The organism is Rhizobium giardinii bv. giardinii H152, assembly GCF_000379605.1.
Taxonomy (GTDB): Bacteria; Pseudomonadota; Alphaproteobacteria; order Rhizobiales; family Rhizobiaceae; genus Pararhizobium; species Pararhizobium giardinii.
The window spans coordinates 69,484-85,029 of sequence record NZ_KB902613.1 but is presented as its reverse complement, the minus strand read 5'-3'; the positions used below and the strand labels follow the sequence as shown (position 1 = coordinate 85,029).

The following is a 15,546-nucleotide window of genomic DNA, read 5'->3' as shown; positions in this document are numbered from 1 at the left end:
GGATCATTCCGTCTCTCTGATCTCGATGACGACATTGAAGTGGCCATCGACGCTGATGAATGTGTTCGGTCCTGCGACGATCGTGGATTCACGTTCCTCAATGATGGCCGGACCGGCAATTGTCGCTCCGGCAGCCAGTTTCGAACGCTCGAATACGGCGCAGTCGATAAAGCCCTTGCCTTCGAAGTACGCTCTGCGCTGTCCTTTGCGGGCATCGCCACCCTGACCGGATGTGGCGAATGCCAACTGGGCCTCTCTTCTCGGGATGGAGGCGGTTAGGCGCCAGGTCAGGGCCTCGACACCGACACCGTCGACGCGACGGCCGAACCGGACGGCGTAATCGTGGATGAACCTGGCCTCGATGTCCGCCAACAGATCGGGGCCAAGTTTCCCTTCAGGAAGGACGGTCGGAATTTCAAATCCTTGTCCGATAAACCGCATGTCGGCCGAACGGGTAAGGACGATCTCCTCCTTCGAGACACCGGCGGCAACCAGCAATGCACTTGCCTCGCCCTCCATGTCCGCAAAGAGCCGGTTCACGATGTTCCAGTCGACAGCCGACAGATCTGAGATATAGCTGCGGGCGACGTCGCAGGCCGGTGCCGCGGTCAAAAGACCGAGGGCTGACATGACTCCAGCACCCGGAGGCACGACGATTTTCGCTATGCCAAGGCTCTTGGCGAGGCCGTAAGCATGGACGGGACCGGCTCCGCCGAAGGCGAGCAGCGTGTAGCGGCTCGGATCCTCACCCCTTTCCGTCAGGTACATTCTAGTGGCCGAAGCCATCGTCTCGTTGACGATCCGGTGCACGCCGGCCGCCGCACTGCTGACATCCATTCCCAAGGGCGCGGCGAGCCTGTCGCCGATCGCCTGATGCACGGCAGCCAGATCGAGCTTGAGTTCACCGCCAAGAAAGTAATCGGGAGACAGATAGCCGAGGACGAGATCGGAGTCGGTCACGGTCGGTTCGGTGCCGCCCCTGTTGTAGCAAACGGGGCCGGGCGTGGAACTGGCGCTTTCGGGCCCGACCTTCAACAGGCCCATCCCGTCGACCCTGGCTATCGAACCGCCACCCGCGCCGATCTCGATGAGATCGATGACCGGCACCTTGAGCGGCAGGCCGGAGCCCTTCTTGAAACGTTGGACGCGCGCGGCTTCGAACTCGCTCGAGCGCTCCGGTTCACCGTCGCGGAGCAGGCACATCTTCGCGGTCGTACCGCCCATGTCAAACGAGATGAGATTAGGCGTGTCGGTCAATCGGCTAAAATATCCGGCAGCGATCGCTCCCGCTGCCGGTCCGGATTCGATCAGATGGATCGGCTGCTTCTTCGCCGTGCCAAGAGTCGTCAATCCCCCGGCGGATAGCATGAGATGAACCGCGCCATCGAAGCCGCGGTGGGAAAGCCCGGTCTCAAGTTCCGTCAGATATTGCTCAACGACGGGCTGCACATAAGCATTGCCGCTTGCGGTATTCGCCCGCTCATATTCCCTGATGACCGGCGCGATATCGCTCGACAAGGTGACCGGAACGCCAGGAAGCAGATCCCGCAGTTGCGCGGCGATCCGCTTTTCGTGGGACGGGTTGCGGTATCCGTGCATCAAGCACACCGCAACGGCTTCGACGCCGTATTCTCGAAGCACTTCTGTGGCAGCCGCTACGTCGTCTTCGTCGAGAGGCGTAATGACGTCGCCGTTGACGCCGATCCGTTCGCTTACTTCCTGGCGCAGTTGCCGCGAGACCAGAGGGGCGGGTTTCTCGAAGAAGAGATCGTAAAGTTCGTAACGGGTTTCGTTTCCGATCTCGAGAACGTCCCGGAAGCCGCGAGTGGTGATCAGCCCGACCTTCGCGCCCTTTCGCTCAATGATTGCGTTGGTCACCAGTGTCGTGGCGTGCACGATATTCCCGACGTCAGTCCAGGCAATTCCGTTGGCATCGAGCAGCCTCTGGAGACCCTGCAGCATGCTGCGGCTGGGATCATCGTGTGATGTCAGCTCCTTGCCGAAACTTGCCCTATTGGTGCGGCCATCGACAAGAACCAGGTCGGTAAATGTTCCGCCCACGTCAATGCCAATACGAAAGTCATTGTTTTTCATCGCTTTTCGTCCGATCTGTCGCGGGGCTGCATGCGGTTCGTCGTTGCGTAGCCATTTTTGATGTCGCTGCGGATGTTCCCCTCACTTCGTTCCGCCGGATTTCCGAAGCCACCGCCGTCACCGTAGCGAAGCGTCAGGCGATCGCCCGGCAAAAGCGTCGTCCGCGCCTTTGGATGCAGGGTTCTGCCGCTGGCGAGAGAGACACGCACGGGTTGCCCCGTTCCTCCGCCTTGCAGTCCCTCCGCCGGATTGACGATCCGGTCGGCCATCAGCGACATGTTGACGGGCGCCGAGCCGATCACCTCGATCTCGACTTCCTGCCCCAGGCCGCCTCTATGTTTTCCCTCTCCGCCGGAACCGCACACAAGCTCCTTTCGACGAACGAGCAGCGGTGCAAGCCCTTCGAATGCCTCGATGCTTCCAGAGCCCGTATTGGTCGGAAAGGGCGTGCAGGCATGCCCGTCGCGATGGGCGCTCGCGCCCATGCCACCGCTACACATCAACATCTGGGAAAACCGTTTGCCGCTATCGTCGGCACCATTGAAGACAGCCCGCAAGGTTGGCGCAGTCCCCGATTCCGCGACGATGCGATCCGGTACAATCTGCGCCAGGCATTTGTAGATCGCTCCTGCCAGCAATTGGCCCGTAAGCTGTCGTGCGTTGCAAGGCGCCGGGAAATGGGGGTTAAGGATTGAACCCAACGGCGCATTGACCGTGACCGATCGATACGATCCGTCATTGTGCGGGGTCACCGGATCGAGCACACATTTCAACGGATAGACCGTATACGCGTAGGTGTAATTGAAGACCGAGTTCAGGCCACGATCGATCTGCGGGGACGTACCGGTATAGTCAACCGTGAGGTTCGACCCCTCGATGCGGACGCAGCAATGAATTTCGGTCTGCTTGTCGTCATATCCGTCCGCGGTGACGACCGACCGATATTCACCATCCGGCATCTTGGCAATGGCGGCCCGCATTGCCATCTCGGCGCGCTGGTGGAGAGCCTGCGAAATGCTGCTGAGCTTCGAAAAGCCTGATTTGCCGAGAAACTTCTGGACGCCCTGTGCAACGACCCGGTGCGCGGTCACCTGGGCGTAAATGTCCCTTAAGACCATGTCCGGCAGGCGGACGTTTCCGCGGATGAAACGCGCCACCTCGGGATTCTCGTTGCCGGCGGCCATGAACTTGGTCGGAAGGATGCGCGTTCCCTCCTCGAAGAAATCCCTGCAGTCGGCGGAGAAGATTACCCCACCGATATCGGGGAGATGCGCGACCGTGGCGGAAAACCCGACAAGCTGGCCCTGCAGGAATATCGGGGATGCCATGACGAGATCCGGCAAGTGGCCGGCGCCCATCCACGGGTCGTTGGTGACGATGCAGTCGCCCTCTTCCCACTCGTCGATTGGGATCTCCTGCAGCAAGCTTTTTACGGCACGCGGCAGGACGCCAAGGAAGGCCGGCACGCCAATCGTGTTCTCAGCAACGGCGGCGGCATTCTCATCAAGGATCGTCACACCAAAATCGTTGGACTCCCGGACGATGGTCGAGAATGCCGTGCGACGGAGCGCCGTCGCGGCTTCGTCGGCAATCGAGATTAGCCGTGACCACAGAATTTCGAGATTGACGCCGTTGATCGCGCTGTTGGATGTCAGCGACATTGCATACTCCTGTCTCCGCAGCACCGTTCACGGCGCTGCGGTTGCGGCTGAAGGTGGAGGTTATTTCGCCTGTAACAGCGGCTTGATCGCAGCCATCATGTCAGCCATGACGACCTTGGGCTTTTCATGCGCGATGAGAACCCGGCGCAGATGATCGCGGATCGCCTCGCTGATCTTGATGGAGTTCTTGCCTGGATAGGAGAGCCAATTCGTCAGGCGCGCAGTTGCCTCGAGAGCCGGCTTCTGATTGGGATTGTCCTGATAGAATTGGCCGAGCAGGGCCGGATCGCTGATGGCCTTGCTGTTGACCGGTACTGCACCGACGCTCTTCACCAGGATTGTCTGGCCGACCGGCCCGGTCAGGAACTTTGCATATTCCCAGGCTGCCTTCTGCTTTTCAGCGTCCTTTGCGTAGATCATCAGCACACGACCTCCGGCGGGAACTCGACCGTCCTTGGTCGGGATCGGCCATGGCGCTGCCTTTACCGCGAACTTTCCGGCGACCTGCTTCTCAATCTGGCCGAGCGCGGCGCTGTAGGATGCAAAAACGCCGACAGTTCCCGAAGCGAAGGCCTGCAGCATCTGTGCCTGGGACATGTCGACGGTACCTGCCGTGCCGAAGTCATGCAGGATCTGCAGCGCCTTCAGTCCTTCGGGGCTGTTGAAAGCGACGTCGGACCTGTCGTCCGTCAGTATCTTGCCGCCGAGGCTGGTAATGATCGCCTGGAAGGTCCAGTTGCCGGTCGAATTGTAGTCGAACAGGCCCCCCACTGTGTTGCCGCCAAGTTTGTTGACCTTGGCCGCAGCCTCGGTCAATCCCTGCCAGTCCGAGGGCGGCTTGTTGATGTCGATGCCAGCCTTCTTCAGAAGGTCCAGATTGAAATAGATGGTCGGCACCGAGGTTGCATAAGCAAGCGCATAGGTCTTGCCGCCGATGGCGCCCACTTCACCGACCGAAGGGGAGTAGCCGAGATCGCTCCAGTTCTTGTCCGACGCGATCAGGTCGTCGAGTGCCATGGCGATCCCGGCCTGCACCACAGTGCCGACGTTCTGGCTGCCTTCGAGCGAAACGTCCGGAAGTGTGCCGACCATCGATGACCGCAAGGTGGATTGAAGCAATTCATCGTAGGTGTTCGCGACGGGCGCGACATATTTGATTTTGATGTCGGGATGCGCCGCCTCGAACTGGCGCGCGCTTTCCGTCATGACATCCGTGTAGGCGCCTGACGAATACGCGACATTGATGATGATCGGATCGGCGCAAGCGGCGGTAGAGACGCCGGTAGCAAACGCGCCGGCGAGAAAAAGCGAGATTCTATTCATGATAACTCCGTGTCGGTGGCATTGGGGTTAATCGGCGGTATGATTTGCAGTCATTGTTGACGAAAGAATTCGTCATGGCTGTCGGCAATAACCCGGGTCGCCTCTTCGAGCTCGGCGTGGGATTTGGCGTGGCCGATGCCGATGCGGATTGCCTGCGGCGCCTTTTCGCCCGGCAGGGCATAGGGGTCGCCGGTTCCGATATTGACGCCGCGCTCGCGAATGTGGACGGCAAGATCGGCTGCCGAAACCGTTTCAGGCAGCCGGATCCAGACGTGGAGAGCACCATCCTTGGTTTCGAAATCCGTCCGCTCGAGCATCGGCCGAACGATCCGATGACGGGCAACCATCTCCTGCCGGACTGCATCGATGATGCGTGCCGTCCCGCCCGTCTCGATTAGTTGTGTGGAAACGGCGGCACTGATCGGCGCCGCCATCCAGAAAGTTGCGCGTACGCCCGGCCAGAATTGCGCCTCGGCAAGGGCAGCATTCGGGGCGACGACATAGGCGATCTTCATGCCCGCAGCGATCGTCTTGGCGACCCCGAGCATGTACCAGGAGCGTTCGGGGGCGAGCGCAGAGAGCGGCGGCGGCAGATCGTCCGGCAAGAGGCTATAGATATCGTCCTCGATGATCTGCAGATCGTATCTGCGAGCGACGTCCACGATCGCCTGGCGGCGCGCAAGCGACATCGTCGCCGTCGTTGGGTTCTGAAGCGTCGAGAGAAGATAGAGAGCCTTGGGGCCGTCGCTGCGGCACAACTCCTCGAGCGCTTCGGGAATGATTCCCTCACCGTCCATTTCGACGCCCTTCGGGATGAAACCGAAACGCTTCGCCAGAACCAGGATCGGCGGATAAGTCAGTCTCTCGACGGCCAGGACATTGCCTTGACCCACCAGCCCACCGAACAGCATGTTGAAGGCGCTCTGGGTACCATTGGTGACGATGACCCGGCCAGCGTCGGGGGTGGAGCCGAGCCTGCGCCCAGTGAAGGCGGCTCCCGCCTGCCGGTCCGCGTCAGTTCCCATCCATCGGTGCGCTCCGACCACTTCGCTTGGCGAGAATCGCGACAACACACCGTTCATCGCAGCCCTATATTCGGGATCGAAAATCGCCGGAACCAGCGGCGGGTGTGTGCGGCTCATTTCGATGATTTTCGTCATGATGTCCTTATTCCTTTGTATTCGCATTGTTTCAGAGAGGCTCAACCCTTTGTGCTGAGCCTGTCCGATCTGAGGAGAAGCCCGGCGTTATCGTGGGAGCAGGCTTTCCACGTCGCGTGTCATTGCAGCCAGCGCTGCTTCGGGCTCAACTTTGAGGGTGGTCACCGAGCGCATGTGGTCGATCAGTGTATTGGTGATCTTGCCGCTATTCTGTCCCGGAAAGGCGTACCAACCATCCAAGATCGGCAGTGCGTCAACGACCGGCTTCATGTTCGGTTGGGTCGCGTAGAAGCCACCGAGCATCGAAGGATCCGTGGCAACACGGCTGTTGGCGACCATGTAGCTACTGTTCTTGGCAATGATCGTCTGTCCTTCGGGACCCGCGGCAAAATTCAAAAATTCCCAGGCGGCTTTTTGACGTTCTGGATCCTTCGTGAAGACGATGCCAAGTGCACCACCTGCTGGGAGGCGGGCGTCCGGAGAAAGAAGCGGAAAGGCCGCTGTAGCCACTTTGAAATGACCGGCGGCTTGCTTTTCGAAGCCGCCAAGGCTGCCACTGGAATCGACGAGAATTCCGAGTTTACCGGAAGCAAACAGCTGCCGCACCTGATCGCGAGGCATATCGAATTTGGACTGCCCCGCCTGACCAAAGGACTTGAGAAGCTGCATCGCCCTGAGACCTTCTGGTCCAGCGAAGCCAACGTGCTTTTCATCAGCGCTCATCATTTGAGCGCCCTGACTTTCGATCAGCGCAATCCAAAACCAGTCAGCCTGGTCATAGGTGAAATAAGCCCCGAGCGTGTTGCTGGACGGATTGTCGATCTTTTGCGCCAGTTTGAGAATACCCTCCCACGTTGTGGGCAGATTAGCGGCGTCAACACCAGCTTTCTCGACTAGATCGAGGTTGAAGAAGACAACGGGAGCTGAGACCGAAAGTCCCAGCCCATAGACCTTGTCACCGAAACGGCCAACCGACGCTACAGACGAGGACAGGGTCGATTGGGCGGATTGCGATGCTTCGGAGAAATAAGCATCAAGCGGCACGGCCATTTTCCGGTCGACATAGAGGCGGATCTTGTTATTGCCCTGGATCGATACATCGGCGACCTCGCCAGTCAGCGCATCCCGTAATGTCGCGTCCACAAGCGCATTGTAATCGCGATACGTGGTGTCAAGTGTGACGCGGATGTTCGGATGGGATGCCTCGAATGCGGTTGCAAGCGCCTTGTACATCTCAGAGACGTTCGAGGGGGCAGCAGTAACCCTGAGTTTGATCGGCTCTTGCGCGCTTGCCACGGATGCCGCCGCAATGCCTGCGCCGATGATCAGGCTCGCGCAGAAGGTACGTCTGTCAATTTTCATTTCATCTTCCTTTTCGGCTGGGCTGAAAGGCAGCTTCCGACGCTTTTTGCGCCAGCTGCATCACTCGACGAGTCTCGCTATGAGATGCTTGTGACGGCTCGATGACATTCATCGAAATATTCGATATATAAACCTCGGTTGCGGATGGAAGAAACATCGCGCACGCCCGATCTCGCGGAGAAGAAGCGTCTTGCATTGATCGCACAATTCGATGGAAAGAGAACATTTCGGTCCTACTTGCTCAACGCGGCCAGGATCGCCCCCAGCTCGGACTTGAAAGCCTTGCTCTTCTGACGGAGTGCTACGATGGCCAAGGCTGTCTCCTTTGCACCTCGCTCGCCGACGAAAAGGAAGTGGCCGCCCTGAACTCGAGCGCAGAGGTGAGACGGTAATTTCGCCGTCAGGTGACTGATGGCCGCCCAGGCTTCGTCAGAGACATGCATGCCATTTGCGATAGCCGCTGAGTATTCCCGGATGACGAGGAGGCAATTCATGTACGACCACCCCTGCTGGTCAGACAGAGCATGGCGATAGTCCTTGGCATCGGTTGGAACGATCGGTGCTGCCAGAGGTATGCTTGGGAGCTTCTGGTCCGGCGTGCCGCTGTTTCTTTCGAATCCGCCGGGAACGAGGCCTATGGGGGTGGCGGTCAGGATCTCGCGTGCATAGGCATCAGGTGAGATTACCAGGCGGCCAAGCTCCGCTTCGATTTCCGCAATTTCCTTCTCCCAAATCTCACCGCGACGAACGCCATTCACCAGCGAATCTGCTACGTTCCAAAGACCAATTTCAGTCGTTCGCTCCGTCAATCCCTGAACCCCGCCCGGCCTTGGTAGTGGTGCGCTGGCGGCTAAAGGTATGAGCGCTGAGACATCTATCCCGCGGCCCTTCAAGCACGACGCGATGTGACCCGCGAACGCGCTTGCCAGACTCCAGACGCAAAGAATGATCTCCGGTGGATTCGAAGTGCCCGCGACATCCGTGATCGTCTCAGCAATGGCATCGGACCATCGCTCGATTGTAAGATCGCGGAAAAGCGCGGGATCGAAGAGCGGGTGCGAGGGGGCTGAAATCGCCAGAAAGCCATATCCCTGCTGCTCGAGCCAATAATCCAGAAAGTCCTCGGGTCTTGAGGTCGAAACACCATAGGCAATTCTTGCGCGATGGCCTGCGCCGGGAATGAACACCACCAATGGCGCCTTCTCGGTCGCAGGCTCTCTATAGAAGTAGAGGAGCGGCGTTGCTGAAGCGTGTTTGATCTTCTCTCTTGGAAACAGTGTGAATTCATCCATTCGCTGCATCCGTTAGCCGGTAAGACAAGACATCGGCCTCTACTTTACGGCCCCGCCAGTCAGACCTTCGACGAACCATCGCTGCGCGGATAGGAATGCGATGATGAGGGGCGCGACGACGATGGTGGATGCGGCCATGAGCGGTCCGTAGTCGTTGCCGGCTTCCTCGTTCTTGAAGGCCATGATGCCGAGCGGCGGCGGCATCAGGTTCTGGTCGCGCACTGCGATCAGCGGCCAGAACAGGCTGTTCCAGTGACCGACGACGGAGAAGATGCCGAAGGCGATGATCGCCGGCAGCGCCATCGGCACCATGATCCGCCAGACGATCGCAAGCTCCGACAGACCATCGAGACGCGCAGCATGGATGACGTCGTCGGGGATGGTCTTGAAGAACTGCCGGAACAGGAAGATGCCGAACGGCGAGACCACATAGGGGAAGACCAGCGCCGCATAGGTGTTGAGGACGCCGATCTGGTAGCCGAGGATGAACAGCGGCAGCGACAGCACCTCGTGCGGCAGGATCAGCGCGATCAGCACCATGGCGAATAGCAGGTTCTTGCCGGGAAACTCAAGCTTTGCCAGTGCATAGGCCGCCGGTGCGCAGACGAGGACCTGGGCGGCGACGATCATCGTGCAGACGAAGACGCCGTTCAGCATGTAACGCGGCAGCGGGGCCTCGGTCAGCGCTTTGGTATAGTTCTCAATGCCATAGAACTGCTTCGGCCAGAACGAGAACGACGCATGGAAGATCTCGCCGGGCGGCTTGATCGACAGCGACACCATCCAGACGAAGGGGATAAGGATCAGCGCGCCGGTGATCAGCAGGATGGCATGGCGGGTAATGGCCGCAGGCGAGCCAAGGCCATGGGTCGCGGATGTGCTCATTGGTAGTGAACCTTTTTGTCCATCACGCGCGCCTGTATCAGCGTCAGCGCGACGACGATGAAGAGAAAGACGACGGCGACTGAGGCGCCATAGCCGGTACGCAGATACTCGAAGCTCTCGCGGTAGAGCGTATAGAGCAGCATTTCGGAGGCATGGCCCGGGCCGCCCTGCGTCAGCACCTGCACGGTGTCGAAGGTCTCGAAGGCTTTGAGCGCCACGACGATGAAGACGAACATGGTGACCGGGCCGAGCATCGGCAGGGTGACGGTGCGCAGCCGGTCGAACCAGAGATCGGCGCCGTCGATGTCGGCGGCATCATAGAGGTCCTGCGGGATCGATTTGAGGCCTGCGAGGAACAGCACCATGGCATAGCCGAGGTTCTGCCAGATGCCAATGATGGCAAGAACCGGCAGCACGGTGTTCTCGTCCCGCAGCCAGTTGGCGGTCGGAAGACCAAGGCCGGCGAGCGTCTGGTTGACGAGACCGATGGTGGGATGCAAGAGCGCCTCCCAGGCGATCGCCATCGCCGTCAGTGTGGCCATGAACGGCAGGAAATGGATGGCGCGATAGAACGCGCGGCACGACTTGCCGCTTTCGATCAGCAGCGCAATCGCCAGGCCAAGTACGATCGTGCCGGGCACGACGATCACCACATAGAAGATAGTGTTGGCGAACGAGGCGCGAAAACCCTCGTCGGCCAAGACCTCGCGGAAGTTGGCCATGCCGATGAAGGACAGCGTGGTGGCGCCGAACTGCCAGTCGGTGAGCGCGATTGCAAACACTGCAAAGACTGGCAGGAAGAACATGGTGACGAGCAGGACAAGCGCCGGCCCGGCGAGCGACCAGGCCACAAACGCCTCGGCGATCCGCTGTCTGCGCAGCATTTTAGGGACGACGGCAGCACCCGTTGGATCAGCGGCCCGCTCCGGCATTGAGGAGGCGATGGTCATTGCATCCGCTCCTTGATCGGCAACACCTTCGCGCCCGCATGCCCCTGCGGACGCAGGCGCTTGCCATCGGCGGCGAAGATCAACAGCCGTTCCGGCCTGACGCCGAGATGCAGGGTCTGACCCAGCTCGATCTGCGGCGCGCGTTCGGCGAGCAGGCGCGCGACAACCGGGTGCTCGGTTCCTGGAACGTTCAGATGAACAAAGAGGTCCGAACCCATGTGCTCGACGAGACGGACCGCGCCGGTCAGAACGTTCGGGCCGCCGGTCTCCACGAGATGGAACGCTTCCGGTCGGATGCCGACCGTCAGGGCCGTGCCAGGCCCGGCATCGGCGGCTACCGTGAAGCTCGTGCCGGCCGCATCGGCCAACGCAGCGTCGCGCAGCTTCGCCTCCAGCATGTTGATTTTCGGCGAGCCGATGAACTCGGCGACACGGCGATCGTCGGGATCGGCATAGATCTCCTGCGGCGGGGCAACCTGCAGCAGCTCGCCATCGAGCATCACCGCGACCCGATCCGACATGGTCATCGCCTCGGACTGGTCGTGGGTGACGTAGACAAAGGTGACGCCGAGCCGGTTGTGCAGTTCCTTGATTTCGGCGCGCATCTGCACGCGGAGCTTGGCGTCAAGATTGGAAAGCGGTTCGTCCATGAGGAAGACGGCTGGCTGGCGCACCATGGCGCGACCAACGGCGACGCGCTGGCGCTGACCACCGGAAAGCTGGCCGGGCTTGCGGGCGAGCAGATGGCCGATGCCGAGCGCCTTGGCGGTACGGATCACATCCCGCTCGATCTCCGCGGCTGTCGCCTTGGTTCCCGGTAAGAAACGACCCAGCAGCGGCAGGCGCTGCCAGGCCGTGAGCCGCCGCATTCTGAGTGGCACGCTCATATTGTCCTGCACCGTCATATGCGGATAGAGCGCATAGGACTGGAAGACCATGGCGACGTCCCGCCGCTTCGGCCGAACCCCGTCCACGACGCGATCGCCGATCGCCACCGAACCGGCCGTCTGCACCTCTAGGCCCGCCAGGATCCGTAAAAGCGTGGACTTTCCGCAGCCCGACGGCCCCAGCAAGGTCAGAAACTCGCCATCGGCAATCTTCAGCGACACCTCGCGCAGAACGGGCGTCGCGCCGAACGTCTTTTCTATTTTTTCGATGGTTATGCCCGCCATAATGCGTTACCTCGTCGAGCCGCCGCGGCTAACCGCCGCCACTTTCAGGTTTTGAATGGGTGCATCCATCGACCTGTTCTGTTACAGACACATGACATATATCGAATAATGCGATATCAAACGCGCAATTTCGGATCGATTGGTTGCTATATTTGGAGATCAATTTGGCTGAGGAAAAAGATCTTTCGCTTAATGCAGTCCGCGCCTTCGTGCAGGTTGCACGAGACAACAGCGTGACGCGGGCATCGAAGGCTCTCGGCATTACCCAGAGTTCCGTCAGCCGCCATGTGGCGGTGCTGGAGGAGTATTTCGGCGCCAAGCTCGTCGAGCGTCGCGGCCGGCAAAGCCACTTGACCGATTTCGGTCGCTTGTTCGCCGACGCCGTGGCCGAACCGCTCGATACGATTCTGTTTACGGCAAAGCGCATGCGCCGCAACGGCAGGAAAGACGCCAACCGTCTCGTCGTGCGCACGTCCCTGGCGACCTTCGCCTATACGGTGTTGATCCCGAATTTGCGCGAATTCTCGAAGGAAATGGGCGGCGTCACCGTCGACGTCATCAGCACCTTGTCGGCGCCTACATCGACCGACAGCTTCGACGTGCTGCTAACCCGCGATCTGACGTTAACCGAACCGGGGGACCGGTGGGACGTCTATGACGAGCAACTCGTCTGCGTCGGGGCGCCGGACTGTGTCGCCGGCCGCGGCCTCAAAGCCTTGCGCAATACCCCCGTGATTGCCGTGACCTCACGGCCGGACATTCTGCCGACCTGGCTGCGCGGATTGGACCTGAAGACCTCCGATATCACATCCGGCGCACGTTATGATCACCATTATCTCGCCTTGCCGGCGGTCACGACCGGGCAGAACTTGTTGGTGACGCCGCACATTCTCGTCGCCGACCTGATCCGGCAGGGGCTGCTGGAAGTGCTCAGCGGCTCGCGTGCGCCGAGTGGCATGCAGTACCGTGCCTACGCGATCGACCGCAGCAGCAATCCGGACGTTGCGCGCGCTTTTTGTCGCTGGCTCACGCGGCTTTGCCGGAAGATGACGGAGGAAGACGTCCCCGCGCAATAGAGGCCGCTTGTCGTCATATCGCAAAATGCGATCACTTGGCTCGCTTTAAGCGATACGAAAACTGGCGAGTGATGATCTCCATGGGTAGTTCTGGATCAGATCAAGTGCTTCGAGGAGAGTTGCTTTGCCACTCATCGCCAAGAGACTACAAGCCGTCCGCCCCTCCCAGACCAAGGCCATGACCGCTGCGGCCACCGCCCTGAAAGAGAAGGGTATCGATGTCATTGCGTTGAGCCAGGGCGAACCCGATTTCGACACGCCGGAGGCGGTCCAAAACGCCGGCATTGCCGCCATCCGCAACGGCAGGACCCGCTATACGCCGGTCGCCGGGGTCAAGCCGCTGCGCGAGGCGATCCGCGAGAAGCTCGCGCGCGATAACGGGCTCGATTGCGACATCGACCAGATCACCGTCGGGTGCGGCGCCAAGCAGGTGGTCTTCAACGCGCTCTTCGCCAGTCTCGATCCCGGCGACGAAGTGATCATTCCGACGCCCTGCTGGGTGTCTTATCCCGACATGGTGCGGTTGGCTGGCGGCGAGCCGGTTCTCGTCGAATGCCACGAACACTTCGGCTTCAAATTGAAGCCGGAAGATCTGGACGCGGCGATCACCCCACGCACCAAGTGGCTGATGCTGAATTCGCCCAACAATCCAACCGGTGCGGTCTATTCCAAAGCCGAACTCGCCGCGCTCGCCGTCATTCTCCGCCGACAAGATCACGTGCATGTGCTTGCCGACGACATCTACGAAAAGCTCGTCTACGGCGTGCGGTTCGCCACCATGGCCGAGGCCGCTCCCGACCTCATCGACCGGACGGTCACCGTCAACGGTGTTTCCAAGTCGAGCGCCATGACCGGCTGGCGCTTGGGCTACGGCGCGGGGCCGAAGGACCTGATCAAGGCGATGAACACCATCCAGGGCCAGACGTCGTCGCATACCAGCTCGATCTCGCAATATGCGGCGATCGAAGCGATCGGCGGGAAGCAGGATTACATCACTGACTTCATCTCCGACTTCCGCAAACGTCGCGATCTGGTGGTCGAGAAGATCAACGAAGCAGAGGGGCTCAGATGCCGCACGCCGGACGGCGCCTTCTACGTCTTCGTCAACTGCGCCGGCGTGATCGGCAAGGTCACGCCGCAAGGGAAGATGATCGACACCGACATGGATTTTGCGATGTATCTTCTGGAGCAGTTCGGCGTTGCCGTCGTTCCGGGTAGCGGCTTCATGGCCTCGCCCTACATCCGCATTTCCTACGCCGCATCGATCGAAGACCTGCAGCACGCCTGCGGCCGCATCCTTGCCGCCTGCGAAGCCCTTTCCCAAAGCGAGACCTATCATGAGCAAAGCAAAGCAACTGCGTGACCGCATGGCCGAACGCGGCCTCGTCCACATCATGGCGGCGCACAGTCCGCTTTCCGCCATTCTCGCCGAGGAGGCGGGCTTCGACGGTCTCTGGGCGTCCGGATTCGAACTTTCGGCGCTCTACGGCCTTGCCGACATGAGCTTGATCACCATGACCCAGCATCTCGACATGCTGCGGGTGATCGCCGGTCAATCGTCGCTACCGATCGTCGCCGACATCGATACCGGCTACGGCAACGCGTTGAATGTGATCCACGCCATTCGCGAATACGAAAAAGCCGGCACGGCTGCCGTCGTGATCGAGGACAAGACATTCCCGAAAGTCACCAGCCTCGCGGCGGACGGACGCCAGGAGCTGCTGCGGATCGAGGAATTCCAGGGCAAGATCGAAGCTGCGGTCTCAGTCCGCAACGATCCGGATTTCCTCGTCATCGCCCGCACGGAAGCGTTGATTGCGGGGCTCGGCGAAGAGGAGGCGCTCAAGCGCGGCATGGCCTATGCCGAGGCCGGCGCCGACATGATCCTGATCCATTCCAAAAAGAAGGATCCGGCCGAGATCGAGAGCTTCTCGCGCGCCTGGAAAGGGCCTGTGCCGCTCACCATCGTTCCCAACGCCTATCCGGAACTCGACGCCACGCGCATCCGCGCGCTCGGCAATATCAAGATGACCATCTACGGCAATTATGGTATCCGCGCCGCAACGACCGCTATGCAGGATGCCTTCCGGCGGATCATTGCCGACGGCGGCGTGCAGAATGTCCACAAGGACATTGTCCCGGTGGAAGAGATTTTCCGGCTGCAGAAGATGGACCAGGTCAAAGCGGACGAAAAGCGGTTCCTGAGATAGGTGGATACCATGCGGCTGAGACGCGCCGCCAATTCCGACCAGTCCGAATTTGGCATCTCCGTTGTCCAGGACGAAGGTGCCGTATCGTTGAGTTTCGACCTTGAAGTGATCGCGGCGTTTCGGACGAAGTTCGGGGACGGCGCCTTCGTCGAGGTCGCCACGCGTTATGTGGAAGAGAGGGCCGAGGCGCTGTCGGTTCAGGACGAACTCTGGCTCTGGAAGGAAGCCGTCGCGGCACAGGTCATGCTGCAGGATCCGCTCGCCTCGATTGATCGCGATGATTGGTGACGCGGGTGCTTGACGCCGGTGTAGAGCCCCTGCGTGGCGAACCTATGGCCTGGTAGGCGGTGTCTCGTTTCTG

The 15,546-nt window shown here is 60.3% G+C and carries 13 protein-coding genes; 4 read left to right on the top strand and 9 right to left on the bottom strand.

Going from position 1 to position 15,546, the window contains the following annotated elements:
• Positions 1-3: 3 nt before the first annotated feature.
• The 9 genes from A3AY_RS0110340 to A3AY_RS0110300 all read right to left on the bottom strand — a co-directional run bounded on the left by A3AY_RS0110340 (position 4) and on the right by A3AY_RS0110300 (position 11,899).
• Positions 4-2,094 (bottom strand): hydantoinase/oxoprolinase family protein, encoded by a 2,091-nt coding sequence (locus tag A3AY_RS0110340; RefSeq protein WP_018325609.1) that lies wholly within the window; start codon positions 2,092-2,094, stop codon positions 4-6.
• Positions 2,091-3,755, bottom strand: a complete 1,665-nt coding sequence (locus A3AY_RS34985; protein WP_018325608.1) for a hydantoinase B/oxoprolinase family protein — start codon at positions 3,753-3,755, stop codon at positions 2,091-2,093. The genes A3AY_RS0110340 and A3AY_RS34985 overlap by 4 nt, the downstream gene beginning before the upstream one ends.
• Before the next feature lie 60 nt (positions 3,756-3,815).
• Positions 3,816-5,078: an ABC transporter substrate-binding protein gene (locus A3AY_RS0110330; protein ID WP_018325607.1), complete on the bottom strand. Its 1,263-nt coding sequence runs from the start codon at positions 5,076-5,078 to the stop codon at positions 3,816-3,818.
• 50 nt (positions 5,079-5,128) lie between these two features.
• Positions 5,129-6,238 carry an aminotransferase-like domain-containing protein gene (locus A3AY_RS34980; RefSeq protein WP_018325606.1) on the bottom strand — a complete coding sequence of 370 codons (1,110 nt, stop codon included), beginning with the start codon at positions 6,236-6,238 and terminating at the stop codon, positions 5,129-5,131.
• A gap of 87 nt (positions 6,239-6,325) precedes the next feature.
• Positions 6,326-7,600, bottom strand: a complete 1,275-nt coding sequence (locus A3AY_RS34975) for an extracellular solute-binding protein (protein ID WP_018325605.1) — start codon at positions 7,598-7,600, stop codon at positions 6,326-6,328.
• Positions 7,601-7,833: 233 nt separating this feature from the next.
• Entirely contained in the window at positions 7,834-8,892 is a 1,059-nt protein-coding gene (locus A3AY_RS0110315) for a hypothetical protein (protein ID WP_026203292.1), read from the bottom strand.
• Positions 8,893-8,931: 39 nt separating this feature from the next.
• Complete coding sequence (locus A3AY_RS0110310; protein ID WP_018325603.1) at positions 8,932-9,777, bottom strand: carbohydrate ABC transporter permease; 846 nt, start codon at positions 9,775-9,777, stop codon at positions 8,932-8,934.
• Complete coding sequence (locus A3AY_RS0110305; RefSeq protein ID WP_018325602.1) at positions 9,774-10,727, bottom strand: carbohydrate ABC transporter permease; 954 nt, start codon at positions 10,725-10,727, stop codon at positions 9,774-9,776. The genes A3AY_RS0110310 and A3AY_RS0110305 overlap by 4 nt, the downstream gene beginning before the upstream one ends.
• A complete protein-coding gene (locus tag A3AY_RS0110300) occupies positions 10,724-11,899 on the bottom strand; it encodes an ABC transporter ATP-binding protein (RefSeq protein WP_018325601.1) in 1,176 nt (391 codons plus the stop codon). Before A3AY_RS0110300 ends, A3AY_RS0110305 begins: the two co-directional genes overlap by 4 nt.
• A gap of 164 nt (positions 11,900-12,063) precedes the next feature.
• Here A3AY_RS0110300 and A3AY_RS0110295 point away from each other — a divergent pair, with 164 nt between their 5' ends.
• From A3AY_RS0110295 to A3AY_RS0110280, 4 genes are all read left to right on the top strand, one after another.
• The gene (locus tag A3AY_RS0110295) at positions 12,064-12,975 is read left to right on the top strand and encodes a LysR family transcriptional regulator (RefSeq protein ID WP_018325600.1); all 912 of its coding nucleotides are present in this window, start codon (positions 12,064-12,066) and stop codon (positions 12,973-12,975) included.
• Positions 12,976-13,099: 124 nt separating this feature from the next.
• Entirely contained in the window at positions 13,100-14,338 is a 1,239-nt protein-coding gene (locus A3AY_RS0110290; RefSeq protein WP_018325599.1) for a pyridoxal phosphate-dependent aminotransferase, read from the top strand.
• The gene (locus A3AY_RS0110285) at positions 14,313-15,185 is read left to right on the top strand and encodes an isocitrate lyase/phosphoenolpyruvate mutase family protein (RefSeq protein WP_018325598.1); all 873 of its coding nucleotides are present in this window, start codon (positions 14,313-14,315) and stop codon (positions 15,183-15,185) included. Before A3AY_RS0110290 ends, A3AY_RS0110285 begins: the two co-directional genes overlap by 26 nt.
• 9 nt (positions 15,186-15,194) lie before the next feature.
• On the top strand, positions 15,195-15,473 hold the full coding sequence (locus tag A3AY_RS0110280) for a hypothetical protein (protein WP_154663274.1): 279 nt from the start codon (positions 15,195-15,197) through the stop codon (positions 15,471-15,473).
• Positions 15,474-15,546: the final 73 nt, after the last annotated feature.

Bases quoted from the DNA above. Each gene is read 5' to 3' on its own strand.
- A3AY_RS0110340 (WP_018325609.1), bottom strand. From the start codon at position 2,094: ATGAAAAACAATGACTTTCGTATTGGCATTGACGTGGGCGGAACATTT.
- A3AY_RS34985 (WP_018325608.1), bottom strand. From the start codon at position 3,755: ATGTCGCTGACATCCAACAGCGCGATCAACGGCGTCAATCTCGAAATT.
- A3AY_RS0110330 (WP_018325607.1), bottom strand. From the start codon at position 5,078: ATGAATAGAATCTCGCTTTTTCTCGCCGGCGCGTTTGCTACCGGCGTC.
- A3AY_RS34980 (WP_018325606.1), bottom strand. From the start codon at position 6,238: ATGACGAAAATCATCGAAATGAGCCGCACACACCCGCCGCTGGTTCCG.
- A3AY_RS34975 (WP_018325605.1), bottom strand. From the start codon at position 7,600: ATGAAAATTGACAGACGTACCTTCTGCGCGAGCCTGATCATCGGCGCA.
- A3AY_RS0110315 (WP_026203292.1), bottom strand. From the start codon at position 8,892: ATGGATGAATTCACACTGTTTCCAAGAGAGAAGATCAAACACGCTTCA.
- A3AY_RS0110310 (WP_018325603.1), bottom strand. From the start codon at position 9,777: ATGAGCACATCCGCGACCCATGGCCTTGGCTCGCCTGCGGCCATTACC.
- A3AY_RS0110305 (WP_018325602.1), bottom strand. From the start codon at position 10,727: ATGACCATCGCCTCCTCAATGCCGGAGCGGGCCGCTGATCCAACGGGT.
- A3AY_RS0110300 (WP_018325601.1), bottom strand. From the start codon at position 11,899: ATGGCGGGCATAACCATCGAAAAAATAGAAAAGACGTTCGGCGCGACG.
- A3AY_RS0110285 (WP_018325598.1), top strand. From the start codon at position 14,313: ATGAGCAAAGCAAAGCAACTGCGTGACCGCATGGCCGAACGCGGCCTC.
- A3AY_RS0110280 (WP_154663274.1), top strand. From the start codon at position 15,195: ATGCGGCTGAGACGCGCCGCCAATTCCGACCAGTCCGAATTTGGCATC.